Origin of the sequence: Fictibacillus halophilus (genome assembly GCF_042680145.1) — a bacterium.
In the GTDB taxonomy this organism is placed as follows: Bacteria; Bacillota; Bacilli; order Bacillales; family Fictibacillaceae; genus Fictibacillus; species Fictibacillus halophilus_A.
On the sequence record NZ_JBHTNQ010000001.1, the window covers coordinates 1,525,383 to 1,539,477 of the forward strand.

Below are 14,095 nucleotides of genomic sequence, written 5' to 3' on the forward strand. Positions count from 1 at the left end.
AGTCCTTTATTAAATAAAGCAATCAATGTGATTTCAAAATTATTGCAGGCAGCAAGAAACGCCTTACAGGCTCTTGGAGAGAAATATGAGCTGGATGAACCTATGGTGACCACGAATACAGTCAGTCTTTAATATTAGCAGGAAGCTGGATTCAAGCAGTTTATTATCCGCATTATAATAACTGAGCTGACTGAGCGAATAATAGAAAGGAAATTAAAAATGGAAAAGTATGAAAATATAATGAAAAAATACATAGAAGAAAACAATCTATCAGCAGAGCATTATATTTTATTAGAGTCTTGTCATTCAGTAGAAGAAGCCGCACAAGCAATGGATACTTCTTCAGATAAGTTTGTAAAAAACATTTGTCTAATCGACGAAAATAAAAGTTTAATTGTCGCAATTGTAAAAGGTGAAGATCGTGCCAGCACAACCCGTGTTGGTAAAGAATTAAATATCTCTAAACCAAGGTTAGCTAATGAAATAGAGATTTTTGAGCAAACTGGTTTTCCTGTTGGAGGGGTGCCTTCTTTTGGATATAAAGCTATCTTTTTAGTAGATCCTAAAGTAACAGAACAGTCTCATATATATACGGGAGGAGGGTCTCCACATTCCCTTATAAAAATAAGTGTGGAAGAGATGCTAAAAGTTAACGAGGGAAGAGTAGTAAGAGTTAGAAAGTAATTTATGAAGACCCCAATGTTCTTAAGACATTGGGGTCTATTAATGTTTAATAAGGTGAAATATTACTCACCATCGTATTCCTTTTTCTTCAAACTGAACCCTAAGATTAATTTTAATAGGGGAGGTACTGCAAAGAATATGAACAGAATTCTAAATAATTGATAACCTGTAATCATTGATACATCAGCTTCTAATTCATGTCCAATAATTCCCATTTGATCCGCGCCGCCAGGGGCAAGGCTTAAGAAACTTGTAATAGCTGAAAATTGATACTGCCATACAAGCAAAAAGCTCATTCCTAATGACATACCCACTAAAATTAAACTGCTGAATAGGGCAGCAGGAATAATTTTTGCTTTATGTTTTAATTTATCAGGTTTTAGTAATAAACCTATATAACCCCCAATCATAAATTGAGAGATATCCAAAACTGCAGATGGAAGAGGCGGTCCTTGAACACCTGATACATTCAAAAAAGCGATTCCTAGAATTGGTCCTAATAAAAAGGCTGTGGGCAGATTTATCTTTTTTCCTATAAGAGCAATTAATACAGAAAATATCGCAAATGAAATGATTTGCGGAAAAAACTCCTGCTGCACATTAGTGCTGATAACTTGTGGAACAGTTTCCAATCCTTCTTTAGAAAACAAGGGGCTGAAAATAAGAAAGGGAACAAAAAAGATAATCATAATAACTCTGATCACTTGAAAGAAAGTAACAGTGGTAATATCAATTCCTTTTGTTTCTTCCGCAAATGTTATGATTTGCGATAAACCTCCTGGAATACTGCTAGTTAGAGCTGTAGGGAAATTAATGTCGGTAATACGTGAAATAAAAAAAGCCATTCCAGTACATATCAATATAAGGAGGAACGTCATAAATGCCATCGATGGAAGCTTTAATATCATCGTAAAGAGCGTATCCCGTGTAAAAGTAAGTCCGATTGAATAACCGACAATAATTAACCCTGTATTTCGGATATATATTGGCCAGTGCAGCTTGATTTTTCCTAGATTAGAAACTATTAATACTGCTGTCATCGGTCCCAAAAGCCAAGGGATAGGCAATTTAAAAAAGGAAAAAAAGAATCCACCGATTAAAGCCGACAATAGAGCTATAGATATTTGGAGAAGTTGATTAGTTTTATAATCTGGTATACTCTTCATCACAAAACCTTCTTTTGTTACTATTGTTTTTATGCTTGCTTACTATAGTGTAGCACAGTAACTCCATGAACTGTAAGGGATAAACTCAACTGGCTGCTTTCTTTTTATCCTCTATGGTTTCTAGCAAATTTTCAATCCATCTCGAACAAAAATGAAAGGAACGCTGAAAGATAGGGCTCTGAATAAAGGTATAGATGAATGTGAAAATGAAGACAGGTCCACCGATTAATAATCCAATTAATAGTACAAGACATTCCATCATAATTCTAACTCTGCTGATAGAAATGCCCGTTTTCTCCGATATTGACAGCATGAAACCATCCCTGGGTCCCGCTCCTATTCCAGCAGCAGAATACATACCACCGCCTATCCCCATCAAAACAATGCCCATAAATAATATAAGTACATCAAAGGGAAGTCTGGATGAGCTAGGGAGCAGTTCAAAATATAAAAAAGTATCTACCAATACACCAACTAAAACAGCATTTAAAAAAGTACCCACGTTTATGTATTTTCTATTAACCTTTAATGTTATTGAGATCAGAACAAGTCCCACAATAATGTTCCATGTGCCAATCGTTAATCCGAATTTATCAAATAAAGCGATATTTAAAACATCCCATGGGCTTACCCCTAAATATTTCACTTGAATGGCTAATGCAATTCCATAGCTGAAGATGCATAACCCAATTACAAAAAAGAAAATCTTAATTCCATATCTCATCTGCTATCCCTCTTTTCCATAATTAAGTCTATAAATTAATTAGACTATAAAGGAAAGAAATATAAAAAGAAACTTAAAAGATTTATAAATTATGAAGGAGGATTCAACCGAAGTTGTCGAATAGTAAGAGATAAATAATACATAAGAGGGGTACACATGGAATCTATAGTTGAAGCAAGTGAAGAATATCTAGACCGCGTAACAGAAATGGGTGTAGATCTTTGGCCTAATAATAATTTTGACGAGTTAAAAAAGGAGTTTTCAGATCTTATTTATTCATCGAAAGATAAGGTGTTCCTGTACATAATAAATGAAAAACCTTCAGCATTTATTCATGTCTCAATCAGAAGTGATTATGTAGAAGGAGCAGTTTCAAGTCCAACAGGTTTTGTTGAAGGTATTTACGTATCGCCTAATTTAAGAAGAAGGGGAATATCAAAAAAACTATTAGTTAAAGGGGAAACATGGCTTAAGAGCAAAGGGTGTACTCAAATCGGTTCAGATATTGAACTTAATAACGAAACAAGCTATTTGTTTCATACACAAGTTGGATTTAAGGAAGCTAACCGGCTGATTGCATTTATTAAGGATATTAATTAAGGATGTTTTCTTTGTTGCTCTTGAAAGTGGTTAATTTCCGTTCCAGGATGCTCGCTTTCCGCGGGGCGTGCGGTGAGCCTCCTCGGCGCTTTGCACCCTTAGGAGTCTCACCTGTCCCGCTAATCCCGCAGGAGTCTCGCACCTTGCACTCCAATTAACTTACCAATGAAGAGAATAAAAAATAAGAACCAAAAATCAATAATTTTTTAAAGAAGAGCCTTAATTAAAGAACGAATAATAGAGAGGGCAGCCACATGGAAAGGAACACAATAAACAGCCCCGCAAGAATAAAAAGTAAACCGTTCAGCCAAAACTTATTCGTTTTATGTGAATAAAGCAGTTTCCAGGTTCCCAGAAAGATAAGCATGATTCCGGTTAGAAAGATAAATAAAGAAATAATCCCGCTTGCTTTTAATATTTGGTTACCGACTACTATCGCAGCCGCAACAAATATCAGAATGATTATCTTTGGATTAACTTTACTTTTCACCTTCATATTAGTTCCTCCAAAAAGACATGAGACCATAGCTCTCATGTTTTTTTATACCTAAAGAATTTTTCACTACCATTCTACTTCCGTAATATTCGGAAAAGAAGTGTACAAGTACCTATTGAATCTGGATAGAGGCTAAACTCTTCAATTATTTAAATTATTCATGTTCTTTAACCATCTTTAATAAAATCAATTAAAGACTAATATTTAAAAACCCATTAATTTGATAATGGATACCATTCGTGTATTACATCATAAGTATTACTTCTGGGGGTGAGTTGAATGGCTGAACTTCGTTACAATCCGCTTTTGGACAGCTGGGTAATGGTATCCGCAAAAAGACAATTCAGACCTTATTTACCAAAAGATCATTGCCCTTTTTGCCCAGGGTCAGGTAAAGTACCTGAAGATTATGATGTTCATGTATTTCACAATGATTTTCCTGTACTTAGAGCTGAACCTCCAGAACCTGAAGATGTAGGAGGAGGCTTGTATCAAACGAGAGAAGCTGCAGGCAGATGCGAGGTTATTCTTTATTCTTCTGATCATCATGCTACGCTCCCCGATCTTACAAGATCACAAATGAAGCGGGTAATCGATCTTTGGACAAAAACTTTTGACGAATTAGATAAGGATGAAAAGCACCAATATGTAATGATTTTTGAGAACAGAGGAGAAGAAGTAGGTGTAACGATTACTCATCCTCACGGTCAAGTTTATGCCTATCCTTTTATTCCTCAAAAAGTGAAGGTTGAATTAGATAATTGTAAAAAGTACTTACAAAAAACTGGACGAAATATGTTTGATGACATGATTAAAGAGGAGAAAAGGTTTGGTCAAAGAGTAGTTTTAGAGAATGATTATTTTATTGCATTTATTCCTTTTTTTACTGACACTCCTTTTGGTCTTTTTATTGTAAGTAAAGAAAATAAAACGGCATTGACGGATTTTTCTGAAGAGGAAAAGAACGCTTTGGGCGATATTCTTCAAGAAGTGATTGGCGGCATGGACCGCTTATTTAACCGTACGTTTCCATTTATGATGGGTATCCATGGAAGACCTAGCAATTCAGAAAATGTTGAAAGCTATTATCGTTTTCACATAGAGTTTTATTCACCCATGCAAACAAAGGAAAAATTAAAACTAAATGCAGCTTCTGAGACTGCGGGCTGGGCAGTAGCTATTCCGACAAGAGCAGAAGACAATGCTGTTTTACTAAGGAAAGCCATTCAGGTATTTTGGGATAATGGCGGAATAAAAAATAAATAAATGTACAGCAATCATTCAATTCCGGGCACTTATTTAAGTGTCTTTTTTTATTGGCCAATATAGGGTATACAATATTTTTTTTATGTTAAACCTGAATACGACTCTATTTTAGTGATGGGGTGTTCTTATGTCATTTAAAAAGATTGCTTCAAATGAACAGAAATTGCTGTACATTGCACTATCAATTATTCTTCTCTATTTATCACCTTTATTTATTTTAGGAGAAAATGCACATATTCGTGTTCATGATAACCTTGATTCAAATCTCGCCTGGTATAAAGTATTAAAGGAAAGCGGACAGATGTTTGGCGGGGTAAATTCAACAATTCCTCAGATTATTAACGGCCTTCCCCGGAATGCACTTGGAACAGAATTTAGCGGTATTGTCTGGCTTCACGCAATTTTCCCGACAATGATTGCTTATGCGATAAGTCAAAGCATAACAAGGTTTTTTGCTTTTGTAGGCATGTATTTATTATTAAAAAAACATTTCTTACACGAGAAAAAGTATGCAGTGATCACGATTGGTACTGCCCTGGCTTTTGCTCTCACTCCATTCTGGCCATCCGGGATGCTCAGCACACTTGGTATGCCATTAGCATTATGGGCATTCTTAAATATTCGTAATGGTGAAAAAGGGTGGAAGAACTATTTGGTTCTTGCTCTTTTGCCCCTTTATTCGAGTTTTGTTTTGGGCTTTTTCTTCTTTTTATTTGCAATGGGTATTTTTTGGCTTACAGATGTACTACGTAAAAAGAGCTGGAATTGGCCGTTCTTTTTTTCAATCTTGTTTATGACTTCCGTATTTATGTTAGTTGAATATCGATTAGTGTACTCGTTTATTTATGACGATGAACCGAATACAAGAGACGAGTATTTTCATGCAAGATTGCCATTTTGGTGGGTGACCAGGCTTACATTTAAGAACTTTGTACTTGGTCATACTCATGTCATGACTGTTCATGGTTTGTTTATTTTGCTGGTTACCATACTCGCTTTGATTGTAGTCATTTGGAAAAGGCTTTGGCAGGAGGAAAAAGTTTTTGTATTCCTATTAGCACTAAATTTTGTTCTATCAGCATGGTATGCATTTTGGTTTTATAAAGGCTGGCTTCCATTAACCGAAAGATTTCATTTTATGGATACTTTTAATTTTGCGAGGTTTCACTTTTTACGTCCCTTAGTGATTTATATGGGCTTTGCTTTCGGTTTGAAAATCATTTGGGTTTATAATAAAACACTTAAAAATACGATTCCATATTTTATTTTAGGGCAGATTGTATTGCTATGTTTGTTTAACGACGAGATTATCTACAGAAAAAAGCCTACAGTAAAAGAATTTTTTGCTGAAGAACTCTTTCAGGACATAGAAAAATATATTGACCGTCCTTTGAATAGCTACAGGATCGCAAGTATAGGAATACATCCATCCATCGCACAATACAACGGATTTTACACCCTGGATACCTATAACAATTTCTATCCATTAACATACAAATACGCCTTTCGGGAAATAATGGATAAAGAATTAGCAAAAAATAAACGGCTGCGCACCTACTATGATGAGTGGGGAGGACGCTGTTACATATTTACAGACCAGTTAGGTAAGCATTATATGTTCAAAAAGGACTCCAGTGAAACGTTAAAGAACGTACAGCTAAATATGGAACCTTTTAAACAGCTTGGCGGAGAATATATTTTTTCGGCGCTTCCTATAGAAAATGCCGCTGAAATAAAACTGGAGTTAGAAAACGTCTTTGAATCCGATACGGCCGCATGGAAAATCTATTTATATAAAGCAATGTAAACAGCCAGGAGGTACTTTCATGAAACAGCCCGCTTTAACAATTGTTGTTCCTTGCTACAACGAAGAAGAAGTATTACCTATTACGATAGATATCCTTCATGTTCTGCTTAAAAGAATGATATCTGAGGAACTTATTTCTGATGAAAGCAAGCTATTATTTGTAGATGATGGCAGCAAGGATCAAACATGGGCCATTATTCATAAAGAAAGTTTAAGAAATGAAAATGTCAGGGGTTTAAAGCTAGCAGGAAATGTAGGTCATCAAAACGCCTTACTTGCTGGACTTTTTTCAGCAAAAGAAACTTCAGACTGTGTTTTATCGATTGATGCTGATCTCCAAGATGATATTACGGTAATTCCTCAATTTATTGAGCAATTTAATAAAGGCTGTGATATTGTCTATGGCGTTAGAAAAAAGCGAGACTGCGATACATTTTTTAAACGTAATACAGCTGAATTCTTTTATAAGTTCATGAACAAAATGGGTGTAAATCTCGTTTATAATCATGCGGATTTTCGATTGATGAGTAAAAGAGCTTTAATTGAATTGGAAAAGTTCGAGGAAGTGAATATGTTCTTAAGAGGTATTGTACCACTTATCGGATATAAGTCTTCTTCCGTTTATTATGATCGTAAGGAAAGACTGGCTGGAGAAACAAAGTACCCGCTTAAAAAGATGCTTTATTTTGCCTTTGACGGCATTACTTCATTTTCTGTAACTCCTATTCGTTTTGTCCTCCTGACAGGAATGATTTCTTTTTTTGTAAGCTTGTTGTTTGGTGTTTATTTCTTAGGCTTAAAGTTCATCGGAAATACCGAAACCGGGTGGACATCCCTTATTACATCCATTTGGCTGATCGGAGGGCTTCAGCTTATTGGCATCGGAATAATTGGCGAATATATCGGAAAAATCTACAAAGAATCAAAGAGGCGACCCAAATATATAGTTGAAACTGACTCAAATCACCTTTCAAAGCCGCTTCAACTAAAAAATACACAGAGAGCTAAAGATGAATCATATAATATCAACCTTCGAAAACTTCCTGAAACCAACTAATTCTTTTTTTAAGTTCATCATTGTTGGAGTCATAAATACGTGTATTGGGCTTTCCGTTATTTTTATATTAATGAACGTATTTCATATTGGTTATTGGCCAGCAACTTTTATAGGCAATGCGGCAGGTGCTGCTATAAGTTATATGTTGAATCGGAAATTCACATTTCAAAGTAAAACATCGGTAGGCGGCAGCAGTCTCAGGTTTTTGGCAGTCATTCTGATTTCTTATTTTGGGGCATATAGCCTGAGTGATCAAATTATAAACACTGCATTTCAGTATGCAGATCTTCAAATTCTTACTAATAAAGAAGCATCTGTTTTATTGGGTTCTTGTTTATATACTTTCGCTAATTATTTGGGGCAAAAATATTTTGTTTTTACCCGTTGAGGTGACCATACTATGAAACGAAAATTCCTTTTAATTTTAAGTATTGCATATACCGTTTTTATGGCTTACCTTTGTTTTTACTATTTCACAAAAGGTGAAACCCATAGCTATCAGGTAGCGTTTGGCGGTATCTTCTGTGGACTTGTGCCATTAAGTTTAATTCTTTTTACAAAGATAAAATTTAATATGCCAATCATGCTTTCTTATTTTGCTTTTCTTTTCGCCTCACAATATTTAGGATCCATCTTAGGCTTTTATCATCTTGGCTGGTGGGATACATTTTTACATCTTTTAAGCGGAGCACTATTGGCATTTGTCGGAATAGCACTTTATGAGCGTATGACACACCAGCATGCAAGAAGTAATATTTCATATTGGCTTGTATTTCTTTTTGTACTGTCCTTTTCAGTTTTTGGCGGAGTAGTATGGGAAATCTATGAGTTCAGTATGGATCAGTTCTTTTCGATGACCTTACAGGGCGGAGGAAATTTTGATACGATGATTGATCTTCTTGCCGATACCGCAGGAGGCTTGCTAATCGCCATAATTGCTTCTGTAAGAACAAAAAGAAGGTTTAAAATGACTTAAAAACCAAATCAGTATCCAAACCACTGTTGGGAAACAGTGGTTTTTTTGTGTTTAAATTTAAATGCTTGCTATGTCATTGTTTTTTAACAAACAAAAAACGTTCCATTTACTTAATCTTAATAACGATCTAGTAAGGTGAAGAAGACACTTTACTAAGGAGGATTCAATGAAGAAGTTAAAAAACGCTTCAAATATAACTCTCGCAGCACTAATGATGCTTACTTTCACATCTTTTGCAGAAAACGCCTCAATAATAAAAACTGTAGAAGCTGATACACAATCACCATTTGAAGAGATTGAATATCAAAACACTCAAAAATTACAAAAAGGTATAAAATATTCTCGTATTGTTTACGGAAAAGCAAGTCAGGAAGCGGACTACATGGTAAACATAGATTTTCTCACTGAAAAAGAAGAAGCCAACAAATTGAGAGAAGAACTAGCATCTTTAGGCTATTCTTCGTTCATAAAAACCATTAACGAAAGAGCCCAAGATGATCCAGAACAAATGCCACTCGGATATTTAGTAAGAATCGGTCCTTACCAAGAAGAGTCAGAAGCTAAAGTCATAAAGGAAGAACTCGTATCTAAAGGCTATAACGACTCTAAGGTTATTTTTACTGATGAAGACGGAGAACCTACCACGGGCCCTTGGACAGTTAATGTGCTCGAAATTGATCCTAATACGTTTAAAGGACAAATCTCTCCCGTAATTGCAAATAATAGAATCCCTGAAAAAGAAACACTGACTAGTATGTCTAAGAGAATAAATGCAATTGGCGGTATTAATGGCGGATATTTTGTAATGGGGTCTAAAGATGGAACAGAAGGTGATCTTGCAGGCGTATCAATGGTGGAAGGCCAGCTTGCTAGTGAAGCTGTGAATGAACGTTCAAGCCTTATTATTAATGAGGAAAACAACGCATCCATATCCACTGTTAATACAAAGATTCATTTAGCATCATCTGATGGCGACAAAAAAGAAATTGACGGACTAAACCGAACACCCGGATTGATTAGAGGATGCGGTGGGATCGGAGATAATGAAACAAATCAGCCAAAACATGATTTCACTTGTACAGATCCAAGTGAACTGATTGAGTATTCCTCACGTTTTGGAATAAAAACTCCTTCAGGAGACGGTGCTGAAGCTGTAATTAATAACAAAGGAATGGTCACTGATATAAGAGAGACCAGAGGAGGAACAATCCCTTTTGGCAGTACAGTTGTAGCTGGTACAGGAGAAGCCGCTGACTGGATAAAAGAGCATTTGAAAACTGATGAAAAAGTCAAAGTTAAGAAAAAGACAATTGCAAAAGATTCCAAATTTTCAATTGATGAAGGAACAGGAATTATAAATGGCGGACCACGGCTATTACAAAACGGCCAAATTGATATTCCTTCAACTGCAGAAGGATTTCACCAGCCTGACAATCCAGAATTCTTTTATCAGTTCGGTCAAAGACGTCATCCTCGAACAGTTGCTGGAATAAAAGGTGATGGCACAATTCTTTTGGTAACGATTGATGGCAGAAAACCAGGTTATAGCGTAGGAGCAAACTTTAAAGAAAGTGCCCAGCTTCTTAAATCTTTAGGTGCAGTTGATGCAGTAAATCTTGACGGGGGCGGTTCTACAACAATGACAGTGAATCAAAAAATGGTAAGCTCTCCGTCTGATCCAACGGGTGAACGTCCTATCGGTGACGGTATATTGTTATTACCACGATAAATGTTTAATGAAGGCTGTTTTCGTATACATTGTTGCTCTTGACTGTAGTTGATTTCCGCTTCAGGTTGCTCGCTTTCCATGAGGCGTGCGGTGAGCCTCCTGCCGCTTTGCGCCATTAGGAGTCTCCACCTGACCGCTCGTCCCATAGAGTCTCGCACCTTACGCTTCAATCAACTTGCATAGGAAGAAAAAAAGAAAACATCCAAAAAGCAACAATCTTTTAGAAAAGAGCGTTAATGAAAGAAGGAGAGGAAAGAATATGAAAAAAATCATGCTTACACTAGCAGCTGCTGCCACGATTGGCTCAGTTACCACGGCATATGCAAATCCTGATGTTCTTAAACCAATTTCAAACGGAGCACAATTTGAAGAAAACTTTAAGCAACTTTCTCGTGATACGACTTGGGAACAGAAAGGTAAGGTTGATTTGCAGTTTAACACCTATCATCCACAAGGAATGACCAAGATTGGGAACTTATTCTACATGTCTTCTGTTGAAATCATTGAAAAACCTGTGAAATACGAGCAGCCTCGTAATGGTTATGACCGCACTCCAGGGAAAGGAATCGGCCACCTTTTTGTTTTCAATAATGAAGGGAAGCTTTTAAAAGATATTGAGCTGGGTGAAGGGAATATGTACCATCCTGGAGGCATTGCTTTCGATGGAGAGTCAATTTGGGTATCTGTTGCCGAATATCGACCAGACAGTGAGTCCATTATTTATAAAGTGGATCCTAAAACGATGAAATCAAAGGAAATGTTTAGAACGAATGATCACATCGGGGGAATCTTACGCGACGGAAAGAAAGGAAACCTCAAGGCTGTAAGCTGGGGTTCAAGAACTTTTTACGAGTTTGAACAAAATGGAAAAGTAGTAAGCAAATCCAAGAATCCAAGTCACTTTATTGATTATCAGGATTGTGAGGATGCCGGGAAAGAAAATATGATTTGCAGCGGAATCACAGAACTTCCGCAGAGTGGAACTAATTCTGCAAAATATGAATTAGGCGGATTAGCTTTATTAAATAAGAAAACAATGAAAATTGAACACGAACTTCCAATTTCGCTATTTTCAGCTCAAGGGCACACCGCTACACGTAATCCTGTTTATGTAGAAAACAGTGATCAAGCATCTCAATTATATGCTGTACCGGATGATGACAAGTCTTCAATGCTTGTTTATGAAGCAAAATAAATACACGTTAAAGTATTAGAACAAAAACACTTTGAGACCTTCAAAGTGTTTTTTATAATAAGTAAACAAAAACCCATTGACCTTTACGCAGCGTAAAGGTTTAAAGTAAGATTGTCGGGAGGTGAGCACATGGAATATACCGTACAAAAGCTGGGCTTGCTGGCTGGAGTCAGCACCCGTACATTGCGATATTATGATGAGATTGGAATTCTTAAGCCGGCAAGAATCAACTCTTCTGGATATCGCATCTATGGGCAGACAGAGGTCGATAAGCTTCAGCAAATCTTATTTTACAAGGAACTAGGGCTGCATTTAGACAAAATAAAAGAAATAGTAATCTCTCCTTCTTTTAATGCTGCAAAAGCTCTAAGCGAACACCGTGAACAGCTCCTCGACAAAAGAGTCCAGTTAGATAAATTAATCGCCAATGTAGAAAAAACGATTAATTTTAACGAAGGGAGAATTATGATGACAGATAAAGAAAAGTTCGAAGGTTTCAAACAAAAAATGGTAGAAGATAATGAAAACAAATACGGTAAAGAAATCCGTGAGAAATATGGAGACGATGCAGTAAACAAATCTAACCAAAAAGTTTTAAATATGACTCAAAGTGAGCATGATGAAGTAACTAAACTTAGTGAAGATCTGCATACTACATTAGCGGAAGCATTTAAAACCGGAGACCCTGCTGGTGAGCTGGCTCAAAAAGCTGCTGATCTGCACAAGCAATGGCTGATCTATTATTGGAATGAATACAGCAAGGAAGCACATGCAGGGCTTGCACAAATGTACGTGGATGACGAAAGATTTACTGCCTTTTATGATAAAGAACAGCCAGGAACAGCAGAATTTCTAAGAGATGCTATCTACATTTACACGGGCATGAAGCAGTAATTGTAATTGGGAAGTTATTAGTTAAAAGGGGCTGTTCCAAAAGTAAGGTAAACTTACTTTTGGCAGCCCCAATTTTTTATTTTTACAAAATAAAAAATAAATAGATCTTGAACTTCAGCTAACATATCAGGATTTTTAGATAACTTACCATCTTAGAATAATGACATTATCGAAAAAGGTGTTAATCAGAATATCATGATCTCAAAATTTTTTATGATTTTAAGTCATCTCTATTTTTTATTTTATTATCGAGATCGTTTACACTAATTATAGAGACTTAGAAGGGGATGACCTAATCATGACGAAAAAAATATACTATTCTTCACCATATACAACAGAATGGGAAACAATCATAAAGAAATCATTCACAAAAGAGGATCAATGTTTTGTGGTCTTAGAAGAAACAGCTTTTTATCCAACAGGTGGCGGACAGCCTCACGACACGGGAACGATAAACGGCATTGAGGTTTTAGATGTTTTCACTGATGAAACTGGTGAAATCGTTCATGTGACAAAGAGGCTGCCAGAAACACCACAAGCTTTCTGTTCATTGAACTGGAGAAGAAGGTTCGAACACATGCAGCATCACAGCGGACAACATCTATTGTCAGCAGTATGCTACACACTTTATAACGCGATGACTGTGAGTTTTCACCTTGGTCAAGATTATGTAACGATTGATCTTGATGTATCTGAACTTAACCAATCACAAATGGAGAAGATAGAACAAACCGCGAATGAGGAAATTTATCGGAATAGATCTATACATACTTATTATGTAACGAGTGAGGAATTAGCTAAACTGCCTCTCCTAAAAATGCCAAAAGTAACAGAGAATATTCGAATAGCAGAGATTGAAGGCATAGAGTACAATGCATGTGGCGGAACTCACGTTTTAAGTACTGGCGAGATCGGAATTATCAAGTTATTTAAAGCAGAAAAACAAAAAGGGCTCATAAGACTCTCTTTTAAGTGTGGTTTACGGGCACTTCAAGATCTCAATGACGGCCAGCAAATATTAGCGAAGATAGCGGCAAAATTTAATACAGGACGGAATGAAATAATTGGCCGGATTGAAAAGTGGGAAGAAGAAAAGAAGAGATTGGAATCAGAACTTGCAAAAGTAAAGGAAGAAAATAATGCTTGCGTTGCAAAAGAACTCCTATTAAAGAAAGAAGAAGATTTTCTTTTTCATGTTTTTGATGACAAGCCGTTTGATGAAGTAAAAGACCTCGCCATAATGATGGCACATGACCATAATTTGTTTATACTATTTGCTTCAACATTGGAAAATAAGGCAGTTGTAGTTCATAACGGAACTAAAAATGTTTCATGCGGAAAGTTTCTAAGAGAACACATGGGATCTTTTAACGGAAAAGGAGGAGGAAACGATAAAACTGCGCAAGCCGGTTTTCCAACTCTAGAAGATACATTGAATTTTATTGATTTTAGCCGCCGGGAATTATTAAAAAATATAAAGGATTAAACAAAGAAGGAGTAC

General features: G+C 36.2%; 14 protein-coding genes. 11 read left to right on the forward strand and 3 right to left on the reverse strand.

All coding sequences use genetic code 11. The annotated features are described in order from the left end of the window. Positions 1 to 219: 219 nt before the first annotated feature. Positions 220 to 684 (forward strand): aminoacyl-tRNA deacylase, encoded by a 465-nt coding sequence (locus ACFQ4X_RS07880; protein ID WP_379834236.1) that lies wholly within the window; start codon positions 220 to 222, stop codon positions 682 to 684. Between the two features lie 62 nt (positions 685 to 746). Here the strand turns inward: ACFQ4X_RS07880 and ACFQ4X_RS07885 are convergent, their stop codons facing one another. Both ACFQ4X_RS07885 and ACFQ4X_RS07890 read right to left on the reverse strand, forming a co-directional pair. Beyond that, on the reverse strand, positions 747 to 1,850 hold the full coding sequence (locus ACFQ4X_RS07885; RefSeq protein WP_379834238.1) for an AbrB family transcriptional regulator: 1,104 nt from the start codon (positions 1,848 to 1,850) through the stop codon (positions 747 to 749). 85 nt (positions 1,851 to 1,935) lie between these two features. After that, positions 1,936 to 2,574, reverse strand: coding sequence for a YczE/YyaS/YitT family protein (locus ACFQ4X_RS07890; protein ID WP_379834239.1), 639 nt, complete (start codon positions 2,572 to 2,574; stop codon positions 1,936 to 1,938). Between the two features lie 156 nt (positions 2,575 to 2,730). Between ACFQ4X_RS07890 and aac(6') the strand changes: the two genes are divergently transcribed. After that, positions 2,731 to 3,174: an aminoglycoside 6'-N-acetyltransferase gene (aac(6'), locus tag ACFQ4X_RS07895; protein WP_379834241.1), complete on the forward strand. Its 444-nt coding sequence runs from the start codon at positions 2,731 to 2,733 to the stop codon at positions 3,172 to 3,174. A gap of 223 nt (positions 3,175 to 3,397) precedes the next feature. On the opposite strand, the gene ACFQ4X_RS07900 is transcribed toward aac(6'), so the two are convergent. After that, positions 3,398 to 3,670, reverse strand: a complete 273-nt coding sequence (locus ACFQ4X_RS07900) for a hypothetical protein (RefSeq protein WP_379834243.1) — start codon at positions 3,668 to 3,670, stop codon at positions 3,398 to 3,400. Positions 3,671 to 3,949: 279 nt separating this feature from the next. On the opposite strand from ACFQ4X_RS07900, the gene galT reads away from it, so the two are divergent. From galT to ACFQ4X_RS07945, 9 genes are all read left to right on the forward strand, one after another. Continuing rightward, complete coding sequence (gene galT, locus ACFQ4X_RS07905; protein ID WP_379834244.1) at positions 3,950 to 4,936, forward strand: galactose-1-phosphate uridylyltransferase; 987 nt, start codon at positions 3,950 to 3,952, stop codon at positions 4,934 to 4,936. A 127-nt stretch (positions 4,937 to 5,063) separates the two neighbouring features. After that, on the forward strand, positions 5,064 to 6,743 hold the full coding sequence (locus ACFQ4X_RS07910) for a DUF6044 family protein (protein ID WP_379834246.1): 1,680 nt from the start codon (positions 5,064 to 5,066) through the stop codon (positions 6,741 to 6,743). 19 nt (positions 6,744 to 6,762) lie between these two features. Then, the gene (locus tag ACFQ4X_RS07915) at positions 6,763 to 7,800 is read left to right on the forward strand and encodes a glycosyltransferase family 2 protein (RefSeq protein ID WP_379834247.1); all 1,038 of its coding nucleotides are present in this window, start codon (positions 6,763 to 6,765) and stop codon (positions 7,798 to 7,800) included. Beyond that, positions 7,754 to 8,188, forward strand: coding sequence for a GtrA family protein (locus ACFQ4X_RS07920; protein ID WP_379834249.1), 435 nt, complete (start codon positions 7,754 to 7,756; stop codon positions 8,186 to 8,188). The genes ACFQ4X_RS07915 and ACFQ4X_RS07920 overlap by 47 nt, the downstream gene beginning before the upstream one ends. Positions 8,189 to 8,200: 12 nt before the next feature. Beyond that, positions 8,201 to 8,776 carry a hypothetical protein gene (locus ACFQ4X_RS07925; protein WP_379834250.1) on the forward strand — a complete coding sequence of 192 codons (576 nt, stop codon included), beginning with the start codon at positions 8,201 to 8,203 and terminating at the stop codon, positions 8,774 to 8,776. A 166-nt stretch (positions 8,777 to 8,942) separates the two neighbouring features. Beyond that, entirely contained in the window at positions 8,943 to 10,505 is a 1,563-nt protein-coding gene (locus ACFQ4X_RS07930; RefSeq protein WP_379834252.1) for a phosphodiester glycosidase family protein, read from the forward strand. A 259-nt stretch (positions 10,506 to 10,764) separates the two neighbouring features. Beyond that, positions 10,765 to 11,700, forward strand: a complete 936-nt coding sequence (locus ACFQ4X_RS07935) for a DUF6454 family protein (protein ID WP_379834254.1) — start codon at positions 10,765 to 10,767, stop codon at positions 11,698 to 11,700. 129 nt (positions 11,701 to 11,829) lie between these two features. Beyond that, positions 11,830 to 12,594, forward strand: coding sequence for a MerR family transcriptional regulator (locus tag ACFQ4X_RS07940; RefSeq protein ID WP_379834256.1), 765 nt, complete (start codon positions 11,830 to 11,832; stop codon positions 12,592 to 12,594). Positions 12,595 to 12,892: 298 nt separating this feature from the next. Then, a complete protein-coding gene (locus ACFQ4X_RS07945; RefSeq protein WP_379834257.1) occupies positions 12,893 to 14,080 on the forward strand; it encodes an alanyl-tRNA editing protein in 1,188 nt (395 codons plus the stop codon). Positions 14,081 to 14,095: the final 15 nt, after the last annotated feature.